We start from the raw sequence: 21,102 nt of genomic DNA on the forward strand, positions 1-21,102 counted from the left end.
GCGGGCCGCGAGCCGGCCCCGCGCGAAGGGTTGCGAAATCAGTGGCGAACCTCCGACCCCAGCCATTGCGCGAGGGCTTCGTTGACCGCGCCGGGTTGCTCCATCGTGGTCATGTGGCCGGCGTCCTCGATGGCGACCAGCGTCGCGCCCGGGATCGCGGCGGCCAGCGTCTCGTGGCGCGACAAGGGGCTCCAGGTGTCCTGCCGCCCGCACAGCACCAGCGTCGGGCAGGCGATGCCCGCCAGTTGGCCCGAGGCGTCGGGCCGGTTCAGCAGGGCATGGATCTGCGCTTCGAACACCTCGGGGGTACGGCGCTCGATCATGTCCAGCACGGCCTCGAACACCGGGCCGTCCAGCCGGTCGGGATGCACCATGCCGCGTGCCCAGACCCGCCCCATTTCGCGCATGCCCGATTCGCGCGCGGTCTTGAGCAGCGCCAGCCGCCCGGCGCGCTCGGACTCTCCCGCGATGCCCTTGGCCAGGCCCTGGTAGCCGGTATCCATCAACGCCAGGCGCAGCACGCGCTGCGGCGCCAGGCGCGTGACCTCCAGGGCGACGCGCCCGCCCATGGAATGGCCGGCCAGGTTGAACCGCTCGGCCGGCGCATGCCGCAGCACGTGCTCGGCCATCGCCGTGAGCGTATCCAGCGTGCCATAGTCGGGCACCTGGCATTCGCACTGCGCGCCGAAGCGCGCGCGCTGCCCTTCCCAGACAGCGGCATCGCACAGCAGGCCCGGCAGCAGCACCAGGGGCGGATTCGACAGACTGCTCATTGCACTTCCTCCAAACCTATCAACGACGCCAGCCGCTCCGGATCGCCGCGCAGATCGGGGCTGGCGCCCTGCCAGACGATGCGTCCCCGATCCAGCACCACGGCGCGCTCGGTCAGGTCCAGCGCCAGTTCGGCATGCTGCTCGACCAGCACGATGGACAGCGCGCCGCCCTCGCGCAGCTTGCCGAACGCCTCGACCAGCGCATCGACGATCACCGGCGCCAGCCCTTCGAAGGGTTCGTCCAGCAGCAGCACCCTGGGGTTGCCGATCAGCGCGCGGCCGATCGCCAGCATCTGCTGTTCGCCGCCCGACAACTGGTAGCCCAGGTTGCGCCGCCGCTGCGCCAGACGCGGAAACAATTCGTACACCCGCTCCAGGGTCCAGGTTCCCGCCGTCGCCGCCACGGTCAGGTTCTCCTGCACGGTCAACGACGGGAAGATCTCCCGCTCCTGCGGCACCAGCCCCAGGCCCTTGCGCGCGCGCACGTGCGCCGGCCAGGCGGCGATGTCCTGGCCCACGTAGCGCACGCTGCCGCCGTGCACCGTGTTCAGGCCCAGCAGGGTGGTCAGCAGCGTGGTCTTGCCCACGCCGTTGCGGCCCAGCAGCGCCAGCGCCTCGCCGGCGTCCACGTGCAGCGACACGTCCTCCAGCACCACGGTCTCGCCGTAGCCGGCGCACAGGTCGCGCAGTTCCAATACTCGTTCAGTCATGATGCCCCCGCTTGCCCAGGTAGACGTCGCGCACGCGCGGATCCGTCCGGACCTCGTCCACGCCGCCCTCGAGCAGTACCGCTCCCTCGACCAGCACGGTGATGCGCCGCGCGAAACGGAACACCAGGCTCATGTCGTGCTCGATCACCAGCACGGCGACGTCCTGCGGCAGGCGCTCCAAGAGTTCGAACAGGCGCTTGCCCTCGGTGGACGGCACGCCCGCCACCGGCTCGTCCAGCAGCAGTACCCGGGGCTTGAGCGCCAGGGCCAGCGCGATCTCGATCTGGCGGCGCTGGCCGTAGGCCAGCTCGCTCACCCGCTTGCCCGCCAGGTCGAGCAGCCCCAGTTCGCGCAGGCATTCCACCGCTTCCTGGACGAATGCCGGGCGCGCCGGCAACGGCCGCCCGATACGGCCGTCCAGGCCGCGATGCGCGGACAGCGCCAGGCCGATGTTCTCGGCGACGGTCAGGTGGTTGAACAGCGAGTTGATCTGGAAGGTTCGCGCCAGCCCGAGCTTGACGCGTTTCTCGGCCGGCATGGCGGTGACGTCCCGGCCCTCCAGCAGGACCTTGCCCGCATTGGGCCGGATCACGCCGGTGATCTGGTGCACCAGCGTGCTCTTGCCGGCGCCGTTGGGGCCGATCAGCGCGTGGCGCGCGCCCGCCTCCAGCGTCAGGTTCACGTCGCGGGTCACGCTCAGCGCGCCGTACTGCTTGCACAAGCCCACGAGTTGCAGCGGAGGGTTACTCATTGCGCGCCCCCCCTGCTCGTCCACCGGGCCAGGCAGCCCGACAGCCCGGTGGGCGCGAAGCGCACCACGACGATCAGCAGCACGCCCAGCGCCGCCAGCCAGTTGGTCGGGTCCAGCGCCGCCGCGCGGTCGGCCAGCAGCATGAAGACGATGGCCCCCAGGAAGGCGCCGTACAGCCGGCCCGTGCCCCCCAGCGCAAGCATGACCAGCACGTTGGCCGACATGGTGAAGCCCAGGCTGTCCAGCCCGACGATGTTGTTGACCTGCGCCGACAGCGCGCCCGCGGCCCCGCCCAGCGCGGCCGAGATCGCATACAGCGTCAGCAGGCGCCGGCGCACCGGCACGCCCAGCAGCGCCATGCGCGTCGGGTTCTCGCGCACGCCCTGCGCGGTGAGACCCAGCGGCGAGCTGACCAGGAACTTGCAAAAGACATAGACCAGCACCAGCACGGCCAGCGCATACCAATAGGCGGTGCGGCCTTCGATGTCGAACTGGAACAGGCCCAGCACCGGGGCGATCGAATAGCCGGTCAGGCCGTCGTCGCCCATGGTGAGCGGCTTGGCCACGTTGGCCAGCTCCAGCAGCAGCGTCGCGCAGACCAGGGTCAGCATGATCTGGGTCAGGCCCGCGGTGCGCAGCACCGCCAGGCCGGACAGCAGCCCCACGACGGCGGCCGCCGCCATGCCCACGAACAGGCCCGAGATCGGCTCGGACGAGACGTGCATGGCGTACAGGCCGGCGGCATAGGCGCCGGTACCGAAGAAGGCCGCGTGGCCCAGGGTCTCGATGCCGCCGTAGCCCTGCGCGATGTCCAGCGACAGCGCGAACACGATCATGATCAGCACGGCGGTGGCCAGGGCCAGGTACAGGTCGGCCAGGAAGAAGGTCGCGACCGCCGCGCCCAGCAGCACCAGGTCCAGCAGGTTGTAGCGATGGCGCGAGAATGCGCGCGCGACGGATGAGTTCAGGGAAGGTGTCGTCATGATCAGTTCGCCACGAGGCCACGGGGGCGCACCAGCAGGATCGCCAGCACCGCCAGGTAGATCACGAAAGCGCCCAGCGCGGGCAGGTAGTAGCGGCCCAGCGTATCGATCAGGCCCAGCAGCAGGGCCGCGTACAACGACCCGCGCAGGCTGCCCAGGCCGCCCACGGCCACCACGATCAGCACGATGACCAGATACTTCAGGCCATAGTAGGGCTCCAGCGGCAGCATGGGGCTGCCCAGCGCGCCGCCCAGCGCCGCCAGCCCGCAGCCGATGGCGAACGTGACCGAGAACACCGCCGGCACGTTGATGCCCACGCAGCGCGCCATGCGCTGGTTGTCGACCGCGGCGCGCAGGCGCGCGCCGAAGGCCGTGCGCTCGATGCCCAGCCACAGCGCGAATGCGACGGCCGCGCTGGCGCCGATCAGGAAGGCGCGGTAGACCGACAGCGTCAGGGAACCCAGGCTGAAGTTGCCCTGCAGCGACGACGGCAGCGGCAGGGATTGCAGTTGCGTGCCGGCCAGGTTCTTGACGATGGCCGTGATGATGAAGGTCAGGCCGATGGTCATCAGCAACTGGCCCAGCCCGTGGGTGCCGTAGACCCAGCGGTACAGCGTGCGTTCCAGCAGCGCGCCGATGGCCATCGTGGCCAGGACCGCCAGCGGCACGGCCAGGAAGAAATGGACGCCCGCGCGCTGGATGAACCAGAGCGCGATGTAGCCCCCGATCATGGCGAAGGCCGAATGCGTCAGGTTGACCACGCGCATCACGCCCAGCGTGATGGTCAGGCCGACCGAGATGAGGAACAGCATCATGCCGTAGGCGATACCGTCCACGGCAAGACTCAGGAAAGTGGCGAGCGTCGATGTCATGCGTCATCCGGCGCGAGGAAGGGATGGGGCGGACGCGGCGCCGGGGCCGCGTCCGCGCGGGGAATCACTTGTTGATTTCGTGCCAGGGATCTTTCACGGCGGGATAGGTATGGAACACCTTGTTGCCGAGCTTGCCGTCGATCTTCTCGACCTTGCGCATGTAGACGTTCTGGACGATTTCGCGGGTGCGCGGGTCGATGCTGACCGGGCCGCGCGGGCTATCCCACTTGTAGCCCTTGATGGCGGCCATGGCCTTGTCGCCGTCCTTCGCGCCGTTGGTGGCGCGTACCATCTGGTCGATCAGCCGCATGCCGTCATAGGCCGCCACCGACGCCACGCTCGGCAGCTCGTCCTTGCCATACTTGGCCTTGTAGGCGGTCACGAATTCCTTGTTCAGGGGCGTGTCCAGGTAGGGCGAGTAATGCAGCGCCGAGGTCAGGCCCAGCGCCGCGTCGCCGATCGGGGCGATGTCCTCTTCCTGGGCTTCGTTGGTCACCAGCAGCGTGATGCCGGCCTTGTCCAGTTCACGCTCCTTGAAGCTGCGGATCATGCCGGCCGACATGGGGCCCACCGGCATGAACATGAATACGGCCTGCGGCTTGAGATCGCGCACGCGCTGCAGGTAGCTGGAGAAATCGGTGGTGCCCATGGGCACCTTGATCTCGCCCACCACCTTGCCGCCCAGCTTGGTGAAGGTCTGGCCGAAGGCTTGCAACGCGTCGTGCCCGGGGGCGTAGTCCGCCGCCAGGATCACGGCGTTCTTCATGCCCTGGTCATAGGCCCACTGCACCAGCGGGATGCTGACCGTCCACTGCGTGAAGCCGGCGCGCACGTAGTATTGCGACTTGTCGGTCACGCTGGAGGTGCCCGAGTTCAGGATGACGTAGGGCGTCTTGGTCTGGTTGATGACATCGACCGCGCCCAGTACCGTGGGCGTGAAGACGCCGCCGATCAGGTACTGCACCTTGTCGCGCACCACCAGTTCCTGCGACAACTGGCGCGCGCGCTGGGGATTGGATCCGGCCTCGTCGCGCGACAGCACCGTGACGGTATGTTCGCCGAACTTGCCGCCGTGCTGCGCCAGGTACAGGTCCACGCCGCGCTGATATTCCCGGCCCCACCAGGTGTAGGCGCCCGAGAACTGGCTCAGCAGTCCGACTTTGATCTCCGCCGCGGCGGCCGTTCCCGCCGCCGTCACGGCAGCGGCCGCGCACAGCAGCCCCGCCACGCGTTTCGCGATTCGCATAGTCTCTCTCCTTGGCGCGCTGCGCCTATCGTCGGTGGTGTTGCGATGTAATGGTGTAGCTAAGGCACAGTGGATCCGGCTCCGCTGGTCCGCCAGTGCCGCCCCCACGGGACCCAGCGCCGGGCCGCCCCAAGGCGGGTCCCGGCCCCCTCGGGGGGCTGCCGCGTAGCGGCTGGGGGCTCACCATGCTGGGCGCGCGAAGCGCGTACGGGGGGACCTCTACCTGGCGTCCGGCACCCGTCTCGTCTTCATGAACGCCTCGAAGCTCTCGCCCCGCATGATGGCGTAGATCTCGAGGTTGGTTTTCTTGACGACCCGGCCGAATTTCTCGAGCACGAAGAAGTTCACGCCGTGCCGGATGAGGCCGAGCCAGTCGCGGGCGCGCACCAGCGCCTTTTCCTCTTCCGTCAGCCCGGCCGCGTCCATCGTGCCTTCCTCGTCGGCCACGAAGCGGTCACGCCAGTCGGCGCCTATCATGTTCCAGAAGAAGCGGTTGATCTTCAGCGTGCGGTTGCTGACGCGCAGGTCGAACGCGTAGGTGCCCGGGATCTGCTCGATGCCTTCGAGTTGCGGATTCATCGGATGCTCCTCAGGCCACGGCCGCGGCGGCCGGACCGGTCTGCCGGGCGATGGGCTCGCCTTCCTCGTACAGCACCACGGTCATCGCGGTGGTGGTGGCCAGGTAATAGTTCTGGTGCAGCTTGCGCAGCGGGCCGGTGCCCAGCGCGCCCCGCATGGACAGCCACATGATCTGCTCCACGCTCTCGGCGCCGCCCAGGCGTACGTAGTCGGCGTGTTTCATCCGCATCAAGGCTTCGGGATCTTCTTCCAGCAGGCGCAGGAACTCCATGTCCCACTCGGTATTGTTGAAGCCGGTGCGCTCGCCATGGACCTGGTGGGACAGGCCGCCGGTGCCCACCACCACCACCTTCAGGTCCTCGGGATAGGATTCCACCGCGCGGCGCACGGCCTGCCCCAGGCGATAGCAGCGGCGCGCCGTGGGCAGCGGATACTGCAGCACGTTGATCGCGACGGGCACCACGGTGCCCGGCCAGTCGGGCTGGTGCGGCCAGAGCAGCGGCAGCGGCGACGCACAGCCGTGGTCGATGGGCTTGTCCTGGAAGACGGTGATGTCGAACTCGTCGTTCACCAGGGACTCGGCGATGTGGGCCTGGAAATCGACGTTGCCACGGATGGCGGGCAGGTTGCGCAGGCCCGCGCCCTCGTCGGCGATGGGAAAGCGTTCGCCCACCCCCAGCGCGAACGTGGGATACATGTCGAAGAAAAAGGTCGTGCAGTGGTCGTTGTAGAAGAACACCAGCACGTCGGCCTGCTTCTCGGCCAGCCAGGCAGCCACCGGCTTGTAGCCGTCGAACAGCGGCGCCCAGGCCGGATCGTTCTGCTTGCCCTTGTCGTAGGCGACGCCTATGGTCGGCACGTGCGAGCTGCCGATGCCGCCGATGATTCTTGCCATGATGTACTCCGTATCGAATGAGGCCGGCGCGTCTTCGCCGCCATGCGCCACGCGACCCTTTTTGTGCGTAGCGCAGATTATATGGGATCCCAAAATAAAGCAATAAAGGGTTTTTTCGGGGTCTAGATGGCGACTTGGGATCCAATACGGGATCCCAAACGGGTCTTATACTTGCATCCACCTCGCCAGCCGCGAGGCAGCCGCATTCATCACTCAGGGAGCACGCATGCAGCAGACCACCACCATGCTGCATATTCGTGAAATGATCCTCCGGGGCGAACTCGCGCCGGGAGAACGGGTCCGGGAAGCCGACCTGGCCGAACGGCTGGGCACCTCGCGCACGCCCGTGCGCCAGGCGTTGCCCGCGCTCGCCCAGGAAGGGCTGCTGGTGCCGTCCGGCGCCCGCGGCTTCGCGGTGCGCGCCTTTTCCGCCCGCGAAAGCACGGAGGCCCTGCACGTGCGTGCCGCGCTGGAGGGGCTGGCGGCGCGCGCGCTGGCCACCAACGGCGCCAGCGCCGAACTGCTGGCCGAACTCAAGGACTGCCTGGGCCAGGGCGATCGCATCTTCACCGACCGCCGCCTGTCGGACGACGACGAGATCCGCTACGCGGAAATGAACGCGCGCTTCCATACGCTGATCCTGGAAGGCGCCGACATGCCGCTGCTGGCCAGCCTGGTCAGCCGCTGCAACATCGTGCCGTTCACCGACCCGCTCACGCTGGCGTTCGACACGCAGAGCCGGGACATGATGTTCAATTTCCTGTTCTACGCCCACCGGCAGCATCACGCCATCGTCACCGCCATAGAAAGCGGGCAGGCCGACCGGGCCGAGAACCTTTTCCGCGAGCACGCCTATACCCAGGTCCAGAGCCAGGGCGCGGATTTCGAGAAGGAAGCGGGACTGACCTCGGCCGCCGGAGCCCGGCGCCATCGCCCCGGGCCGAGGCTGGTCTAGAGCCGCGCGTAGACCGCCAGCGCACCGCCCACGGCGAACAGCGCGACGACGGCGCGCCGCGCCACCGGATCCAGCGTCCGGCTCTCGACCAGCCGATGGAAGGCGGCGCCGCCGGCCAAGCTGACGAGCACCGCCACCCCCATGCCGAGGGCGTTGATGCCGGCCTGTTCCGGATAGAAGCGGAACACCAGCGCGCTGACCACCAGGCACAGCGGGAAATGCACCAGGAACACCGAATAGGAGATGCGCGCGAGCCGGCTCAGAAAATCCGGCACGCCGACGGTCTCGAGCCAGCCCGCCTGGCGGGCCGCCCCCAGCAGCAGCATGATGGCCGCCGCCACGACGATGCGTTCGCGGAAGTCCGTGGCCAGCGCCGCGGCCACCACCCCCGCCATGGCCACCAGCAGCAGGCCGCCCTTGGGACGGCCGGTCAGCCAGTAGGCGCAGCATCCCAGGCCGTAGTAGGCGAAGAAATAGAGCGCGGTCTCGTCCCAATAGGGATTGCGGTTGAAGACGAACAGCGACGCCAGCGTCAGCCCGCCTATCGCCGCGGCGCCCAGCCACCCCCAGGCGGGGCGGCGCAGGCTGATCCAGCGCGACAGTCCCAGCAGCAGCGCCATGACGCTGAACAGCTGGAAGTCGATGCCCACGTACCAGACGCCGGCCGACAGCGACTCCTGGCGCAGCAGGCCGTTGCTGAGCAGCATGTGGGCCGCCAGCTGCGGCGCCGTGGGCGAGTCCGGGATGGAATCGTGCTGCATCCAGGCCCGCGCCAGCGCGGCGCAGGCCATGGCCAGCACCAGCGCCGCCATGAAGGGCACGGCCAGCCGGAAATACCGCCGCTTGATCACCGCCAGGGGCTGCTCCACCCGTGACACGCCCGCCGGGGCGAAGGCGCGGGCGGCCAGGAATCCCGACACCACGAAGAACGCCATGACGGCCATCCTGCCGTAATGCATCAGCGCATCCAGCACGCGCGGCATGAGGGGGTGGGCGATGTCGGACATGGGGCCGTAGAAGGCCAGGTGATGAAGCACGATGGACAGGCAGGCGACGGCCTTGATCGCATCGATCAGGGGCATGCGGGGAGTGGCGGTGGACATGGCCAAGGGAGTGGCGAACCGGCGTTCGACGCGACGCGTTTGTTCGGAGGTGGCGCGTATCTTAGCGCCGGCGCCCCGCCCGGATCGGCGAAACGGCTTTTTTACAACACTCTTCGGCCCGGCGGCACGGGGCCGGCATGCGGCTTGCGTCCGTAGCGGCTCCCGCACACGATCAGGGAAACGACATGAAACTCCAGGACAAGATAGCTTGGGTGACCGGCGCCGACAGCGGCATCGGCCAGGCCGTGGCCGCGACGTTCGCCCGGGAAGGCGCCGACGTGCTGGTTCACTATCACCGGGACGAGGAAGGCGCGCGCGCCACGGCCTCGCAGGTGCGCGCGGCGGGACGGCGCGCCGAGATCCTGCAGGCGGATTTCTCGAATCCCTCCAAGACGCAGGCCTTCTTCGAACAGGCGTTCGAAAAAATGGGAGGCCTGCACGTGCTCGTGAACAACGCCGGCGCCGGATCCTCGCGCCAGAACTCGCTGGAGATCCCGCCCGACGAGTTCTCGTGGATGCTGAACATCAATCTTGTGTCGCCCTGGCTGCTGTGCCAGGCCGCCGCGCGCCACATGCAGTCCGAGGGAGGGGGCGCCATCATAAATATTACGTCGGTGCATGAAGAAATTTCCCTGCCCGGCAGCGCGTCCTACGACGCGGCCAAGGCGGGCTTGCGCTCGGTCACGCGGACGCTGGCCCTGGAACTGGCGCCGCGCGGCATCCGCATCAACAATGTCGCCCCCGGCATGATCGCCACGCCCATGACGCAGGATCGCCTGAAGGATCCGGCCCAGGCGCGCGAATCGGCTGCGCAGATTCCGCTGGGCCGCCCGGGCGACCCGCAGGAAGTGGCCAACGTCGTCCTCTTCCTGGCCTCGGACGAGGCCAGCTACGTCACGGGCAGCAGCTACTTCGTGGACGGCGGGCTGATGCGCAACATAGGGGGCACCTGATCCCCGGCGGCGCCGGGCGAGCGGTTCAACGGCGTCCGGGCGGCTCGCCGTCTCCGTCCCGCAAGCCGGCCAGCAGGCCATCCAGCACGTCGTAGGCGCGACGCATGGCCTCGACGCCCAGCAGCGCTTCCAGTTCCTGGTACTTGGCTTCCACCTTGGGCGCGATGGCCTTGGCGATGCGCTTGCCCTGCGCGGTCAGGGACACGCGCAGCCGGCGGCGGTCGCCCGGGACCGGCTGGCGCGCGATCAAACCCATCTCCTCCATCCTGGCCAGCACGCCCGTGATGCTCGGGCTGGATATCTGGCAGCACTCGCCCAGTTGCCTGGGTTCGAGCTCGCCGCTGTCGTACAGCGCGCGAACGATGCGCCATTGCTGGTCGGTCAATCCCTGCTCCTGCAGATAGGGCCGGAACTGGGCCATCAGGGCCTCGCGCGCCTGGAGCATCATGAGCGGAAGATTGCGATGGCGGAAAGGGGCTGGCGGCATGCGGTGAAAGGCGCGCGCGAGCGCACACCGGATTGGGGACCAGCCAATGTTATCACCGGGGTAAATACGGGTCCCCCGATGACGCGCGCAAATTGACTTCACTAACATGTTAGTGATTAAATCCAGCCATCGGCGATGCGACAAGAACGAAACCAGGGAGACCTCCGCATGAGGCTGTTCATCGAGGACACGCTGTTCCACGCCGCGGGCGCCCCGCTGCCGCTCGACCTTCCCCACGCGCGGGCATGCGATGCCCTGGCCACGGGCGAGCCGGCGCGGCCCCCCATGGCCGGCACGGTCTACGGCGTGCTGCACAACGACCCGGCGGCGCTGGCCGCGATGGGAGACCGGGTCCTGGCCCCGCCCTACAAGGCAGCCCCCAAGGCCCCCGTGCTCTACATCAAGCCTCGCAACACGCACCTGGGCCATGGCCGCGCCATCCCGCTCCCGCCCGGTGCCGAGGCCGTCCAGGTAGGCGCAGCGCTGGGCGCGGTCATCGGCCGCACCGCCTGCCGCGTCGCCCCCGGCGACGCGCTGGACTACGTGGCCGGCTATACCGTGGTCAACGACGTCACCCTTCCCCACCGCGAGTTCTACCGGCCGTCGCTGCGGCTGCGCGTACGCGACGGCTTCTGCCCCATGGGCCCCTGGGTGCGCGCGGCGCGGCAGGTCGGCAATCCGGACGCGCTCGATCTGCGCGTCTGGATAGACGGCGCCCTGCGCCTGCGGTCGAGCACCCGGGGCTTCCTGCGGCCCCTGCCCCAGCTCATCGCCGACGTGACCGACTTCATGACCCTGCAGCCAGGCGACGTCCTGCTGACCGGCCTGCCCTGGCCGGGCGATTTCGACGGACCGCTGGCGCACGGCGGGCAGCGCGTGGCCATCGAGATCGAGAACGTCGGCCGGCTCGAGAACCCGGTCGTCCGCGCGTCGGTCCAGGGAGGTTCGGCATGAAGACCGCCCGCGTCGCCTACTCCGGCGCCATCCACACCGCCACGCCTTACGACGACAGCCGGCTGCGCCTGGCGGACGGCCGCATCGTCCTGCACGACGACGTCGTCTGGCTGCCGCCGTTCGAGGCGGGCACCATCGTCGCGCTCGGCCTGAACTACGCGGAGCATGCCAAGGAACTCAGCTTCGGCGCCCAGCAGGAACCGCTGGCCTTCCTGAAGGGGCCGGGCGCGCTGATCGGCCATCGCGGGCACACGCGCCGCCCGGCCGACGCCACCTTCATGCACTACGAGTGCGAGCTGGCCGTGGTCATCGGCCGCAGCGCCGCCGGCGTCCGCCGCGACTGCGCCATGGATTACGTGGCCGGCTACACCGTGGCCAACGACTACGCCATCCGCGACTACCTGGAAAACTGGTACCGCCCCAACCTGCGCGTCAAGAACCGCGACACGTGCACCGTGCTTGGCCCCTGGTTTGTCGACGCGGCCGACGTGCCCGACCCGCATGCGCTGGCGTTGCGCACCCTGGTCAATGGCGTCGTCACGCAGCAGGGCAACACCCGCGACATGGTGTTCGACATCCCCGCGCTGATCGAATACCTGAGCGGCTTCATGACCCTGGCCCCCGGCGACGTCATCCTGACCGGCACGCCGGACGGCGTGGTCGACGTCAAGCCCGGCGACGAAGTCATCACCGAGATAGACGGCATCGGCAGCCTGCGCAACACCATCGTGGGCGACGACGTGTTCGGCCGCTGAACTTCCTTTCCGCCGTTCAACAGGACTCCATCATGTCCCTGCACATTTCCCACCTGATCGATGGCCGCGAGGTCGACAGCGACCAGGCCTTCGACACCGTCAACCCGGCCGACCAGTCCGTGCTGGCCACCGTCGCCTCGGGCGGCGAAGCCGAGGTCCGGGCTGCCGTCGCGGCGGCCCGGGCCGCCTTTCCCCGGTGGGCCGCCACTCCCGCCGCCGATCGTGGCCGCATCATGCGCAAGCTGGGAGAACTGATCCAGCACCACGTGCCCGAGCTGGCCGATTGGGAAACGCGCGACACGGGCCAGGTCATCGCCCAGACCGGCAAGCAGCTGGTGCCGCGCGCCGCCGACAACTTCAGCTACTTCGCCGAGATGTGCACGCGGGTGGACGGCCACACCTATCCCACGCCCACGCACCTGAACTACACGCTCTACCATCCCGTGGGCGTATGCGCGCTGATCTCCCCGTGGAACGTGCCGTTCATGACGGCCACCTGGAAGATCGCGCCGGCGCTGGCCTTCGGCAATACCGCCGTGCTGAAGATGAGCGAGCTCTCGCCCATCACCGCGTGGCGGCTGGGGCAGCTCGCGCTCGAGGCCGGCGTGCCCCCAGGCGTGCTGAACGTGGTGCACGGCTATGGCAGGACGGCGGGCGAGGCGCTGGTGCGCCACCCGGACGTCGCCGCCATATCGTTCACCGGCAGCACCGCCACCGGCAACCGCATCATCCAGTCCGCGGGCCTGAAGAAGTTCTCGATGGAACTGGGCGGCAAGAGCCCCTTCGTCGTGTTCGAGGACGCCGACTGGGAACGGGCCATGGACGCGGCCGTATTCATGATCTTCTCGAACAACGGCGAACGCTGCACCGCCGGCTCGCGCATCCTGGTCCAGCGGTCGATCTACCGCCGCTTCGCGGAGGAGTTCGCGGCCCGCGCCGCGCGCATCACCGTGGGCGACCCGCTCGATGCCGGCACCATCGTCGGTCCCATGATCTCCCGCGACCACCTGGCCAAGGTCCGCCGCTACATCGAACTGGGCCAGGACGAAGGAGCGGAACTCCTGGCCGGCGGGCTGGACGCGCCCGATCTTCCCGCGGCGGTCCGCGCCGGCAACTTCGTGCGCCCCACGGTGTTCGGCAACGTTGGCAACGACATGAAGATCGCGCAGGACGAGATCTTCGGTCCGGTCGCCTGCCTGATCCCCTTCGACGACGAGGCCCACGCCATCCGCCTGGCCAACGACATCCGCTATGGGCTGTCGTCGTACGTGTGGACCCGGGACCTCGCGCGCGCCCATCGCGTGGCGGCGGCCATCGAGGCCGGCATGTGCTTCGTCAACAGTCAGAACGTGCGCGACCTGCGCCAGCCTTTCGGCGGCACCAAGGCCTCCGGCACCGGCCGCGAGGGCGGCACCTGGAGCTACGAGGTCTTCCTGGAGCCCAAGAACGTCTGCGTCTCGATCACCGACCATCACATCCCGCACTGGGGCCGTTGAGTCCCGGCGCACCCACGACAACCAGGAGACGACATGACCCAAGCCCCCCTCCCCGTGTCCCGCCGCGCCCTGCTCCGGCTCGCGGCGGGCGGCGCCCTGTCGGGCCTCGCCCTGCGCGGCGCGCGCGCCCAGCAATCGTCCTATCCGAACCGGGCGGTACGCATCATCGTGCCGTTCACGCCCGGCGGCACGACCGACGTGGTCACGCGGCTGGTCGCGGCCGAGCTGGGCCGCCAACTGGGGCAATCCTTCATCGTCGAGAACAAGCCGGGGGCCGGCACGGTCGTGGGCGTGGAGGCCGCAGCCAAGTCCGCCCCCGACGGCTACACCCTGATCACCGTGGCCAACAGCTTCTGCGCCAACACCTCGCTGGTGAAAAAGCTGCCCTACGACCCCGCCGACCTGCGTCCAGTGGCGCTGATGGGCATGTCCGAACACGTGCTGGCGGCCAACCCCAAGAGCGGTCTGCGCAATCTGGCGGACCTCGTCGCCGCCGCGCGCAAGGCGCCCGGCTCGCTCAGCTATGCCTCCTTCGGCAACGGCACCTCGGCCCACCTGGCGGGCGAGATGCTCAAGATGCAGGCCGGCATCGACCTGCTGCACGTGCCCTACAAGGGCCAGGCGCCGGCGCTGAACGACCTGCTGGGCGGGCAGGTGACGGTGATGTTCGGCAACTGGCCGGAATTCCGCGGCCACGTGGAGGCCGGCCGGCTGGTGGCGCTGGGCATGGCCACGGCCGAACGCTCGGCGTACGCGCCGCAGGTGCCGACCCTGGCCGAACAGGGCGTGCCGCTGGAATCCAATTCGTGGCAAGGCGTGCTGGCGCCGGCGCGCGTGCCGGATGCCATCGTGGCGCAGCTCAACGGCGCGATCAATGCCAGCCTGCAGGCCCCCAAGGTCCAGGCGACGATGCGCGACGGCGGCATCGCGTCGATGGCGGGATCGGTGGACCGGTTCGACGCCTTCCTCAAGAGCGAGACCGCCCGATACGCCGAGGTGGTGCGCCGCGCGGGCATCACGGTGGACGTCTGACGAGGCCGGGAGCAGACATGGGAACACTCGCCCTGGCCGCCAAGATCACCCACGTGCCGTCCATGTACCTGTCGGAACTGGACGGGCCGCACAAGGGCTGCCGGCAGGCCGCCATCGACGGGCACGTCGAGATCGGCCGGCGGTGCCGCGAACTGGGCGTGGACACCATCGTGGTGTTCGACGTCCACTGGCTGGTCAACAGCGAATACCACATCAATTGCGCGCCGCGCTTCTCGGGCTGCTACACCAGCAACGAGCTGCCGCACTTCATCAAGAACCTGTCCTACGAGTACCCCGGCAACCCCGAACTGGGCCACCTGATCGCCGACGTCGCCAACGAGATGGGCGTGTCTACTCGCGCGCACAGCGCCACCACGCTTGAACTGGAGTACGGCACGCTGGTTCCCATGCGCTACATGAACGCGGACCGGCACTTCAAGGTCGTGGGCATGTCCGGATGGTGCGTCTGGCACGACCTTGCCGCCAGCGCCCGGCTGGGGCTGGCGGTGCGCCGCGCGATCGAGGAACGCTACGACGGCACGGTGGCCATCTTCGCCAGCGGCTCGCTCAGCCACCATTTCGCGCAGAACGGCATGGCGCCCGAGTTCATGCACAAGGTATGGGATCCGTTCCTGGAGCAGGTGGACCGGCGAGTGGTGGAACTGTGGGAACGGGGAGACTGGCGAACCTTCTGCCCCATGCTGCCCATGTACAACGAGAAGTGCTGGGGCGAAGGCGGCATGCACGACACGGCCATGCTGCTGGGCGCCCTGGGCTGGACCGCCTACGACCAGCCGGTGGAGATCGTCACCCCCTATTTCGGCAGTTCCGGCACCGGCCAGATCAACGCCATCTTCCCGGTGACACCGCTGCCGCCGGACACCTTCCTCGACACGCCCCCGGGAACCTGACATGCCCCACCTCGTCCTGCTCTACAGCCCGGACATCGAGCGCGATGCCGACATGCCCTCACTGTGCCGCAAGCTGGCCGACACCCTGATCGCCCAACGCGACGAGCAGGGCCGCCAGGTCTTCCCCACCGGCGGCACCCGCGTGCTGGCCTATCCGGCGGCGCATGCCGCCGTCGCCGACGGCGCGGGCGACTATGGCTTCCTGTACGCCAACCTGCGCATGGCGCCGGACCGCAGCCCGGCGGTGCACCGGGCGGTGGGCGATGCGCTGGCCGCCACGCTGCGCGATGCGCTGGACCCGCTGCTGGCGCGCCGCCCGGTCGGCATCACGGTCCAGGTCGACGAAAGCCGCGACCAGGTCTACGACGCCAAGCACAGCAGCCTGCATCCCCTGTTCAACCGGAAATGACCCTCCATGATTAGCGAAACCCGCATCGCCGAGCTGGCGGCCGAATTGCACCAGGCCGAGAAAAACCGCAGCCAGGTCGGACACTTCTCCAAGCGCTTCCCCGACATGACGATCGAGGACGGCTACGCCGTCTCGCGCGCCTGGGTCCGTACCAAGATCCAGGAAGGCCGCGTCGTGCGCGGCCACAAGATAGGCCTGACCTCGCGCGCCATGCAGTTGTCCAGCCAGATCGACGAGCCCGACTACGGCACGCTGCTGGACGACATGTTCTTCCACGACGGCACCGACATCCCCGCCGAACGCTTCATCGCGCCTCGCATCGAGGTGGAGCTGGGCTTCATCCTGGGCCGTCCCCTGCGCGGACCAGGCGTGACGCTGTTCGACGTGATGGCCGCCACCGATTACGTCGTGCCCGCCGTCGAGATCATCGACGCGCGCATCGAACAGTTCGACCGCGACACACGCGCGCCGCGCAAGGTGGTGGACACCATTTCCGATAACGCCGCCAATGCCGGCATCGTCACGGGCGGGCGGCCGGTCCGGCCCGACGCGGTGGATCTGCGCTGGGTCGGCGCGCTGCTCTACAAGAACGGCGTGATCGAGGAATCGGGCATCGCCGCCGCCGTCCTGAACCACCCCGGCAACGGCATCGCGTGGCTGGCCAACAAGCTGGCTCCCTGGGGCGAGTCGCTGCAGGCCGGACAGATCGTGCTGGCGGGCTCGTTCACCCGCCCCGTGCCCGCCCGGCCCGGCGATGCCTTCCATGCCGACTACGGGCCCCTGGGCTCCATCGCCTTTCGCATCGCCTGATGCCGGGAGCCGCCATGCAACTGCCCATCAATACCTTCAAGCGCGCGCTGCGCGATGGTCCGCCGCAGATCGGCCTGTGGGTCGGCCTGGCCGACGGCTGCGCCGCCGAGATGCTGGCCGGCGCCGGCTTCGACTGGCTGCTGATCGACTGCGAGCACGCCCCCAACGACGTACGCACGGTGCTGTCGCAATTGCAGGCCGTGGCGCCCTACCCGGTCCATCCCGTGGTGCGGCCGGTGACCGGCGATCCCGCGCTGATCAAGCAATACCTGGACGTCGGCGCCCAGACCCTGCTGGTGCCCATGGTCGAGACCGCCGAACAGGCCGCGCGCATGGTGGCCGCCACGCGCTATCCACCGCACGGTATCCGCGGCGTCGGCAGCGCGCTGGCGCGCGCCTCGCGCTGGAACGGCGTGGAAGGCTACCTGCACCGCGCCGACGACGAGATGTGCGTGCTGGTCCAGGTGGAATCCAAGGCCGCGCTGGCCAACCTCGAGGCGATCGCCGCCACCGAGGGCGTGGACGGCGTGTTCTTCGGCCCCTCCGATCTCTCGGCCTCGATGGGGTTCATCGGCCGGCCGGGCGAACCGGAGGTCCAGCGGGCCATCGCCGACGGCATCGCCGCCGTGCGGGCGGCGGGCAAGGCCGCCGGCATCCTGTCGGCCGACCCGGTGCTGGCCAGGCGCTACCTGGAAATGGGCGCGCGCTTCGTCGCCGTGGGCGTGGACATCACCTTGCTGGCCCAGGCCGCGCGCCGCCTGGCCGCAGGTTTCAAGACCGGGCAGCCTCCGGCCGCCTCCGCCGATCCGCCGGCGGGCAGCGTGTACTGAGCGCCCCAACCACCAAGGAGACGACAGATGAAATCCCCCCACCGCGCCCGGCGTGGCGCACTATCGAGGGCGATGGCCGGACTTGCGGCACTGCTGCTGACGGCGCCGCTGGCCTGGGCCCAGGACTCGAGGCCCATCGAATGGGTCGTCGGCATGGCACCCGGCGGTGGCACCGACACCGTCGCGCGCGTGCTGGCCGAGGCCATGGGACGCACGCTGCAACAGAGCATCGTGGTCGTCAACAAACCGGGCGCGGCCCACAACATCGCCACCGACTATGTCGTCCGTTCCAAGGACTACGGCCACGTCATGGTCACCGCCGACTACGCCACCCTGGCCACCAACCCCTTCCTGTACAGCAAGCTCACCTACGATGCCGAGCGCGACCTGCGCCCGGTGGGCATGCTGGTCCGCTTTCCGCTCATCCTGGTCGTGCGCGCCGACTCGCCCATCAAGGACTTCAAGGGCTTCATGGCCTGGGCCCGCACCCAGCAACAGGGCGTCAGCTACGGTTCGCCCGGCCCCGGCACGCCGCATCACCTGGCCACCGAACTCCTGCGCGAGCGCACCGGCCTGAACCTCGTGCACGTGCCGTATCGCGGCGCGGCCCCGGCCATCCAGGACATCATGGCCGGCCAGATCCCGTTCATGTTCGTCGAAAGCGGCAGCGGCATCCCCTACATCACCGGCGGCAAGCTGCGTCCGCTGGCCGTCGCCAGCGCCCGGCGCATCGAGTCGCTGCCGGACACGCCCACGCTGCAGGAGGAAGGGCTGAAGGACTTCGTCGCCTTCGCCTGGCAGGGCCTGTCGGTCCCCACCGGCACGCCGCAGGCCACCATCGACCGCCTGAACCAGGCGCTGGTGGGCGCGCTGCAATCGGCGCCGGTAAAAGCGCGCTTCGAGGCCCTGGGTATCGAGGCCATGCCCACCACCCCGGCCGAGATGGCCAGCTTCTCGCACGCCGAGAAGGAGCGCTGGGGCAAGCTGATACGGCAGATCGGGTTGAAGATCGACTGAGCCCGCCCTAGCCAAGCCCCGCCCCAACTGGCAAGATGGGATCGCCGCAGGGGCGTCGGGCGTTCCAGGCATGGGGGGCAGGGACAATGGCAAGGACAGGAACGAGGCACCGGGGCCGGCATGGCCACCCCCGGGCGGCGGCGGCGGTCGCCGCCCTTCTTTTGGCCGGTTGCGGTGGCGGTTCGGACGAGGGCGATACGGCCGCGAGCAAGAACCTGGCCGCCACCACCGTGGCCGTCGCCGCACCCGACTGGCGGGCTTGCGAAACGGTCTTTCCGGACGGCACCGTGCCGTCCCGGGTCGACGGCGAACGCTACGACTGCGCCGTGGTCCGGGTCCCGCTCGACTACGCGGACCCCAAGGGCAAGACCCTGGACCTGGCCCTGCGCCGCCGGCCGGCCGACGACGCACGGAACAGGATAGGCTCGCTCGTCATCGAACCCGGCGGACCGGGCGGCTCCGGCGTCGGCGCCGTCCCGGACTTCGCCGGCAAGCTGTCGGCGCAAGTGCGGCAACGCTTCGACATCGTCGGCTTCGATCCGCGCGGCGTCGGCCACACCCGTCCCACCGGCTCGCCGCCGGACGCGCCCGCCTTGCGCTGCGGCGGCGCGCTGGCGACGTACTTCGCCCACGACCTGGGCGACACCACCGCCGTCGGCGCCAAGGCGCTCGACGCCGCCGCGGCCGCCTACGCCCGCACCTGCCGCGACGACCCCGTTTTCCCCCTGATGGGCACGATGAACGTGGTCCGCGACGTCGAAGTGCTGCGCCGCGCCCTGGGCGACGCCAGGCTGACCTACCTGGGCGTGTCCTACGGTACCGAGGTCGGGATCGTCTACGCCGACCTCTATCCTTCGCACATCCGCGCGATGATCATCGACGGCGTCGTCAATCCCGCCCAGTCCGGGACCACGATACTGGTGAACCAGGCAGTCTCCTGGAACCGGGGGCTGGAGCGATTCTTCTCCTGGTGCGCCGGCAACGCCGGGCAATGTCCGATGCGCGACCAGGCCGAAGGGCAGTTCAGGGAAATGCTGGCCCGGGCGCATGCCGCGCCGGCGCGGATGGATTACAAGGGCACGCCCATCCCGCTTTCCACCGGCTGGCTGACGCTGGTCTCCGTGCTGAGCATCTACGAACCGGTGGCCTATCCGTCCCTGGCCGTCGCCATCGGCGCCGCGGCGCAGACGCCGGCGGACTGGGATCCCATGCGGGCGCAAGCCTCCGGACTGGCGAACAGCGAATCGCTCGGCCCGGCGGTCTGGACGACGTGCATGGACCAGCCCCTGCCGCAGGGCGCGGCGTTCGAGGACATCGTGGCGCAAGCCGCCGCCGCGGCGCCGCTGACCGGCGCGGTGCAGGCCAACATCAACCGGCCCTGCGCCCACCTGCCCGTGGCGCCCGATCCCGTGCCCACCAACTACCGGGCGCAGGGCTCGCCCCCCATCATGGTGTGGGGCACGACCGGCGACCCCGCCACCCCGTTCCAGAGCTCCAAGGACGTGGTGGCGCAGCTCGCGAACGCATCGCTGTTCGTCTTCGAAGCGGACCAGCACGTGGCCATGGGAGGAGGTCCCGGCAGGAAGGCCTGCGTGGTCGACGTGCAGTCGGACTACCTGCTGACCGCCACGCTGGTGCCGCAGAAGAACGCCTGCCGGGGAGATTGACCCCGCTTCCGGGTGCGGGCGGCACAAGCCGGCCCCTGCCGCCCGCCCCCGGCAAGAGTGACCATTCCAATAGTACTATTATTAGAACGTTTCCCGCGCTTCCTGCCTAGAATGGCTGGCAATCCATCCCGCGCGAACGGACATCCCGGTCGCCTCGATGCGTCGTCCACGTTCTTTCAAAGGGGGCCAGGGTCATGCTCGAACTCATCGAGACGCTTCATTGGGGCGCCGTCTTCCAGATCATCCTGATCGACATCCTGCTGGGAGGCGACAACGCCATCGTCATCGCCCTGGCCTGCCGCAACCTGCCTCACGGACAACGGATAAAGGGCATCCTGTGGGGCACCGCCGGCGCCATCCTGCTGCGCGTCCTGCTGATCGCCTTCGCGCTGGCGCTGCTCAGCATGCCCTTCCTGAAGATCGTGGGCTGTGCGCTTCTCATCTGGATAGGCATCAAGCTGCTGGCCCAGGAGAAGGACGCGCATGGCGACATCGATGGCGGCACGTCCGTCTTCGGCGCCATCCGGACCATCATCATCGCCGACTTCGCCATGAGCCTGGACAACGTCATCGCCATCGCCGGCGCGGCCGAAAGCGCCCACCTCGGGCACCAGCTGTACTACGTGATCTTCGGCCTGTGCGTCAGCGTACCCGTGATCGTCTGGGGCAGCACGCTGGTGCTCAAGCTGATAGACCGCTTCCCCGTGATCGTCACGCTGGGCGCGGGCATGCTGGGCTGGATCGCCGGCGGCATGCTGATCAGCGACACCTTCGTGCTCGAACACGTGGGCGAACCCGGCCCCATGGTCGAACTCGCGGTGCAGATCGTCGCCGCGCTGTCCGTCATCGCGGTGGGCAAGTGGCTGGTCATGCATCGGCGGCACCAGCCGTCCATCGGCTAGGCCGATCGGCGG

Annotated in this window: 23 protein-coding genes; 13 read left to right on the forward strand and 10 right to left on the reverse strand. The window is 69.0% G+C overall.

Going from position 1 to position 21,102, the window contains the following annotated elements:
- Positions 1-38: 38 nt before the first annotated feature.
- The 8 genes from ABD104_RS05945 to ABD104_RS05980 all read right to left on the reverse strand — a co-directional run bounded on the left by ABD104_RS05945 (position 39) and on the right by ABD104_RS05980 (position 6,809).
- The gene (locus tag ABD104_RS05945; RefSeq protein ID WP_420495795.1) at positions 39-773 is read right to left on the reverse strand and encodes an alpha/beta fold hydrolase; all 735 of its coding nucleotides are present in this window, start codon (positions 771-773) and stop codon (positions 39-41) included.
- Positions 770-1,483, reverse strand: a complete 714-nt coding sequence (locus ABD104_RS05950) for an ABC transporter ATP-binding protein (protein ID WP_087837745.1) — start codon at positions 1,481-1,483, stop codon at positions 770-772. Before ABD104_RS05950 ends, ABD104_RS05945 begins: the two co-directional genes overlap by 4 nt.
- Complete coding sequence (locus ABD104_RS05955) at positions 1,476-2,234, reverse strand: ABC transporter ATP-binding protein (protein WP_087837746.1); 759 nt, start codon at positions 2,232-2,234, stop codon at positions 1,476-1,478. Before ABD104_RS05955 ends, ABD104_RS05950 begins: the two co-directional genes overlap by 8 nt.
- The gene (locus ABD104_RS05960; protein ID WP_087837747.1) at positions 2,231-3,217 is read right to left on the reverse strand and encodes a branched-chain amino acid ABC transporter permease; all 987 of its coding nucleotides are present in this window, start codon (positions 3,215-3,217) and stop codon (positions 2,231-2,233) included. The genes ABD104_RS05955 and ABD104_RS05960 overlap by 4 nt, the downstream gene beginning before the upstream one ends.
- Positions 3,218-3,219: 2 nt before the next feature.
- Entirely contained in the window at positions 3,220-4,089 is an 870-nt protein-coding gene (locus ABD104_RS05965) for a branched-chain amino acid ABC transporter permease (protein WP_343927260.1), read from the reverse strand.
- Positions 4,090-4,153: 64 nt separating this feature from the next.
- Positions 4,154-5,335, reverse strand: coding sequence for an ABC transporter substrate-binding protein (locus ABD104_RS05970; RefSeq protein WP_087837749.1), 1,182 nt, complete (start codon positions 5,333-5,335; stop codon positions 4,154-4,156).
- A 219-nt stretch (positions 5,336-5,554) separates the two neighbouring features.
- Positions 5,555-5,914 carry a protocatechuate 3,4-dioxygenase gene (locus ABD104_RS05975; RefSeq protein ID WP_087837750.1) on the reverse strand — a complete coding sequence of 120 codons (360 nt, stop codon included), beginning with the start codon at positions 5,912-5,914 and terminating at the stop codon, positions 5,555-5,557.
- A 10-nt stretch (positions 5,915-5,924) separates the two neighbouring features.
- Positions 5,925-6,809 (reverse strand): gallate dioxygenase, encoded by an 885-nt coding sequence (locus ABD104_RS05980; protein ID WP_087837751.1) that lies wholly within the window; start codon positions 6,807-6,809, stop codon positions 5,925-5,927.
- A 226-nt stretch (positions 6,810-7,035) separates the two neighbouring features.
- Between ABD104_RS05980 and ABD104_RS05985 the strand changes: the two genes are divergently transcribed.
- Entirely contained in the window at positions 7,036-7,764 is a 729-nt protein-coding gene (locus ABD104_RS05985) for a GntR family transcriptional regulator (protein WP_279817480.1), read from the forward strand.
- On the opposite strand, the gene ABD104_RS05990 is transcribed toward ABD104_RS05985, so the two are convergent.
- Positions 7,761-8,867, reverse strand: a complete 1,107-nt coding sequence (locus ABD104_RS05990; protein ID WP_279817481.1) for an acyltransferase family protein — start codon at positions 8,865-8,867, stop codon at positions 7,761-7,763. The two genes, ABD104_RS05985 and ABD104_RS05990, sit on opposite strands and share 4 nt — an antisense overlap.
- A 185-nt stretch (positions 8,868-9,052) precedes the next feature.
- Here ABD104_RS05990 and ABD104_RS05995 point away from each other — a divergent pair, with 185 nt between their 5' ends.
- Positions 9,053-9,820, forward strand: coding sequence for an SDR family oxidoreductase (locus tag ABD104_RS05995; RefSeq protein ID WP_087837754.1), 768 nt, complete (start codon positions 9,053-9,055; stop codon positions 9,818-9,820).
- A 25-nt stretch (positions 9,821-9,845) separates the two neighbouring features.
- Here the strand turns inward: ABD104_RS05995 and hpaR are convergent, their stop codons facing one another.
- A complete protein-coding gene (gene hpaR / locus ABD104_RS06000; RefSeq protein WP_243724536.1) occupies positions 9,846-10,268 on the reverse strand; it encodes a homoprotocatechuate degradation operon regulator HpaR in 423 nt (140 codons plus the stop codon).
- A 207-nt stretch (positions 10,269-10,475) separates the two neighbouring features.
- Here hpaR and ABD104_RS06005 point away from each other — a divergent pair, with 207 nt between their 5' ends.
- The 11 genes from ABD104_RS06005 (at position 10,476) to ABD104_RS06055 (ending at position 21,090) form a co-directional block, all read left to right on the forward strand.
- A complete protein-coding gene (locus tag ABD104_RS06005) occupies positions 10,476-11,261 on the forward strand; it encodes a fumarylacetoacetate hydrolase family protein (RefSeq protein WP_279817484.1) in 786 nt (261 codons plus the stop codon).
- On the forward strand, positions 11,258-12,016 hold the full coding sequence (locus tag ABD104_RS06010) for a fumarylacetoacetate hydrolase family protein (RefSeq protein WP_087837757.1): 759 nt from the start codon (positions 11,258-11,260) through the stop codon (positions 12,014-12,016). The genes ABD104_RS06005 and ABD104_RS06010 overlap by 4 nt, the downstream gene beginning before the upstream one ends.
- A gap of 38 nt (positions 12,017-12,054) precedes the next feature.
- Positions 12,055-13,512, forward strand: coding sequence for a 5-carboxymethyl-2-hydroxymuconate semialdehyde dehydrogenase (hpaE, locus tag ABD104_RS06015; protein ID WP_132979933.1), 1,458 nt, complete (start codon positions 12,055-12,057; stop codon positions 13,510-13,512).
- Positions 13,513-13,566: 54 nt separating this feature from the next.
- On the forward strand, positions 13,567-14,544 hold the full coding sequence (locus ABD104_RS06020; RefSeq protein WP_371695806.1) for a tripartite tricarboxylate transporter substrate binding protein: 978 nt from the start codon (positions 13,567-13,569) through the stop codon (positions 14,542-14,544).
- A 17-nt stretch (positions 14,545-14,561) separates the two neighbouring features.
- Positions 14,562-15,455, forward strand: coding sequence for a 3,4-dihydroxyphenylacetate 2,3-dioxygenase (gene hpaD, locus ABD104_RS06025; RefSeq protein ID WP_132979909.1), 894 nt, complete (start codon positions 14,562-14,564; stop codon positions 15,453-15,455).
- A 1-nt stretch (position 15,456) separates the two neighbouring features.
- On the forward strand, positions 15,457-15,864 hold the full coding sequence (locus tag ABD104_RS06030) for a 5-carboxymethyl-2-hydroxymuconate isomerase (RefSeq protein ID WP_132979908.1): 408 nt from the start codon (positions 15,457-15,459) through the stop codon (positions 15,862-15,864).
- 6 nt (positions 15,865-15,870) lie between these two features.
- A complete protein-coding gene (gene hpaH, locus ABD104_RS06035) occupies positions 15,871-16,674 on the forward strand; it encodes a 2-oxo-hept-4-ene-1,7-dioate hydratase (RefSeq protein ID WP_343927261.1) in 804 nt (267 codons plus the stop codon).
- 14 nt (positions 16,675-16,688) lie between these two features.
- Positions 16,689-17,504, forward strand: a complete 816-nt coding sequence (hpaI, locus tag ABD104_RS06040; RefSeq protein WP_087837970.1) for a 4-hydroxy-2-oxoheptanedioate aldolase — start codon at positions 16,689-16,691, stop codon at positions 17,502-17,504.
- A 27-nt stretch (positions 17,505-17,531) separates the two neighbouring features.
- The gene (locus tag ABD104_RS06045; RefSeq protein WP_279817490.1) at positions 17,532-18,521 is read left to right on the forward strand and encodes a Bug family tripartite tricarboxylate transporter substrate binding protein; all 990 of its coding nucleotides are present in this window, start codon (positions 17,532-17,534) and stop codon (positions 18,519-18,521) included.
- 86 nt (positions 18,522-18,607) lie between these two features.
- Complete coding sequence (locus ABD104_RS06050; RefSeq protein WP_343927262.1) at positions 18,608-20,188, forward strand: alpha/beta fold hydrolase; 1,581 nt, start codon at positions 18,608-18,610, stop codon at positions 20,186-20,188.
- A 194-nt stretch (positions 20,189-20,382) separates the two neighbouring features.
- Positions 20,383-21,090, forward strand: a complete 708-nt coding sequence (locus ABD104_RS06055) for a TerC family protein (protein ID WP_087837764.1) — start codon at positions 20,383-20,385, stop codon at positions 21,088-21,090.
- The last annotated feature ends 12 nt before the right edge of the window (positions 21,091-21,102 follow it).

The sequence above is a fragment of the Pigmentiphaga daeguensis genome, assembly GCF_039523035.1.
Classification (GTDB): Bacteria; Pseudomonadota; Gammaproteobacteria; order Burkholderiales; family Burkholderiaceae_B; genus Pigmentiphaga; species Pigmentiphaga daeguensis.

Bases quoted from the DNA above. Each gene is read 5' to 3' on its own strand.
- ABD104_RS05945 (WP_420495795.1), bottom strand. From the start codon at position 773: ATGAGCAGTCTGTCGAATCCGCCCCTGGTGCTGCTGCCGGGCCTGCTG.
- ABD104_RS05950 (WP_087837745.1), bottom strand. From the start codon at position 1,483: ATGACTGAACGAGTATTGGAACTGCGCGACCTGTGCGCCGGCTACGGC.
- ABD104_RS05955 (WP_087837746.1), bottom strand. From the start codon at position 2,234: ATGAGTAACCCTCCGCTGCAACTCGTGGGCTTGTGCAAGCAGTACGGC.
- ABD104_RS05960 (WP_087837747.1), bottom strand. From the start codon at position 3,217: ATGACGACACCTTCCCTGAACTCATCCGTCGCGCGCGCATTCTCGCGC.
- ABD104_RS05965 (WP_343927260.1), bottom strand. From the start codon at position 4,089: ATGACATCGACGCTCGCCACTTTCCTGAGTCTTGCCGTGGACGGTATC.
- ABD104_RS05970 (WP_087837749.1), bottom strand. From the start codon at position 5,335: ATGCGAATCGCGAAACGCGTGGCGGGGCTGCTGTGCGCGGCCGCTGCC.
- ABD104_RS05975 (WP_087837750.1), bottom strand. From the start codon at position 5,914: ATGAATCCGCAACTCGAAGGCATCGAGCAGATCCCGGGCACCTACGCG.
- ABD104_RS05980 (WP_087837751.1), bottom strand. From the start codon at position 6,809: ATGGCAAGAATCATCGGCGGCATCGGCAGCTCGCACGTGCCGACCATA.
- ABD104_RS05985 (WP_279817480.1), top strand. From the start codon at position 7,036: ATGCAGCAGACCACCACCATGCTGCATATTCGTGAAATGATCCTCCGG.
- ABD104_RS05990 (WP_279817481.1), bottom strand. From the start codon at position 8,867: ATGTCCACCGCCACTCCCCGCATGCCCCTGATCGATGCGATCAAGGCC.
- ABD104_RS05995 (WP_087837754.1), top strand. From the start codon at position 9,053: ATGAAACTCCAGGACAAGATAGCTTGGGTGACCGGCGCCGACAGCGGC.
- hpaR (WP_243724536.1), bottom strand. From the start codon at position 10,268: ATGATGCTCCAGGCGCGCGAGGCCCTGATGGCCCAGTTCCGGCCCTAT.
- ABD104_RS06005 (WP_279817484.1), top strand. From the start codon at position 10,476: ATGAGGCTGTTCATCGAGGACACGCTGTTCCACGCCGCGGGCGCCCCG.
- ABD104_RS06010 (WP_087837757.1), top strand. From the start codon at position 11,258: ATGAAGACCGCCCGCGTCGCCTACTCCGGCGCCATCCACACCGCCACG.
- hpaD (WP_132979909.1), top strand. From the start codon at position 14,562: ATGGGAACACTCGCCCTGGCCGCCAAGATCACCCACGTGCCGTCCATG.
- ABD104_RS06030 (WP_132979908.1), top strand. From the start codon at position 15,457: ATGCCCCACCTCGTCCTGCTCTACAGCCCGGACATCGAGCGCGATGCC.
- hpaH (WP_343927261.1), top strand. From the start codon at position 15,871: ATGATTAGCGAAACCCGCATCGCCGAGCTGGCGGCCGAATTGCACCAG.
- hpaI (WP_087837970.1), top strand. From the start codon at position 16,689: ATGCAACTGCCCATCAATACCTTCAAGCGCGCGCTGCGCGATGGTCCG.
- ABD104_RS06045 (WP_279817490.1), top strand. From the start codon at position 17,532: ATGAAATCCCCCCACCGCGCCCGGCGTGGCGCACTATCGAGGGCGATG.
- ABD104_RS06050 (WP_343927262.1), top strand. From the start codon at position 18,608: ATGGCAAGGACAGGAACGAGGCACCGGGGCCGGCATGGCCACCCCCGG.
- ABD104_RS06055 (WP_087837764.1), top strand. From the start codon at position 20,383: ATGCTCGAACTCATCGAGACGCTTCATTGGGGCGCCGTCTTCCAGATC.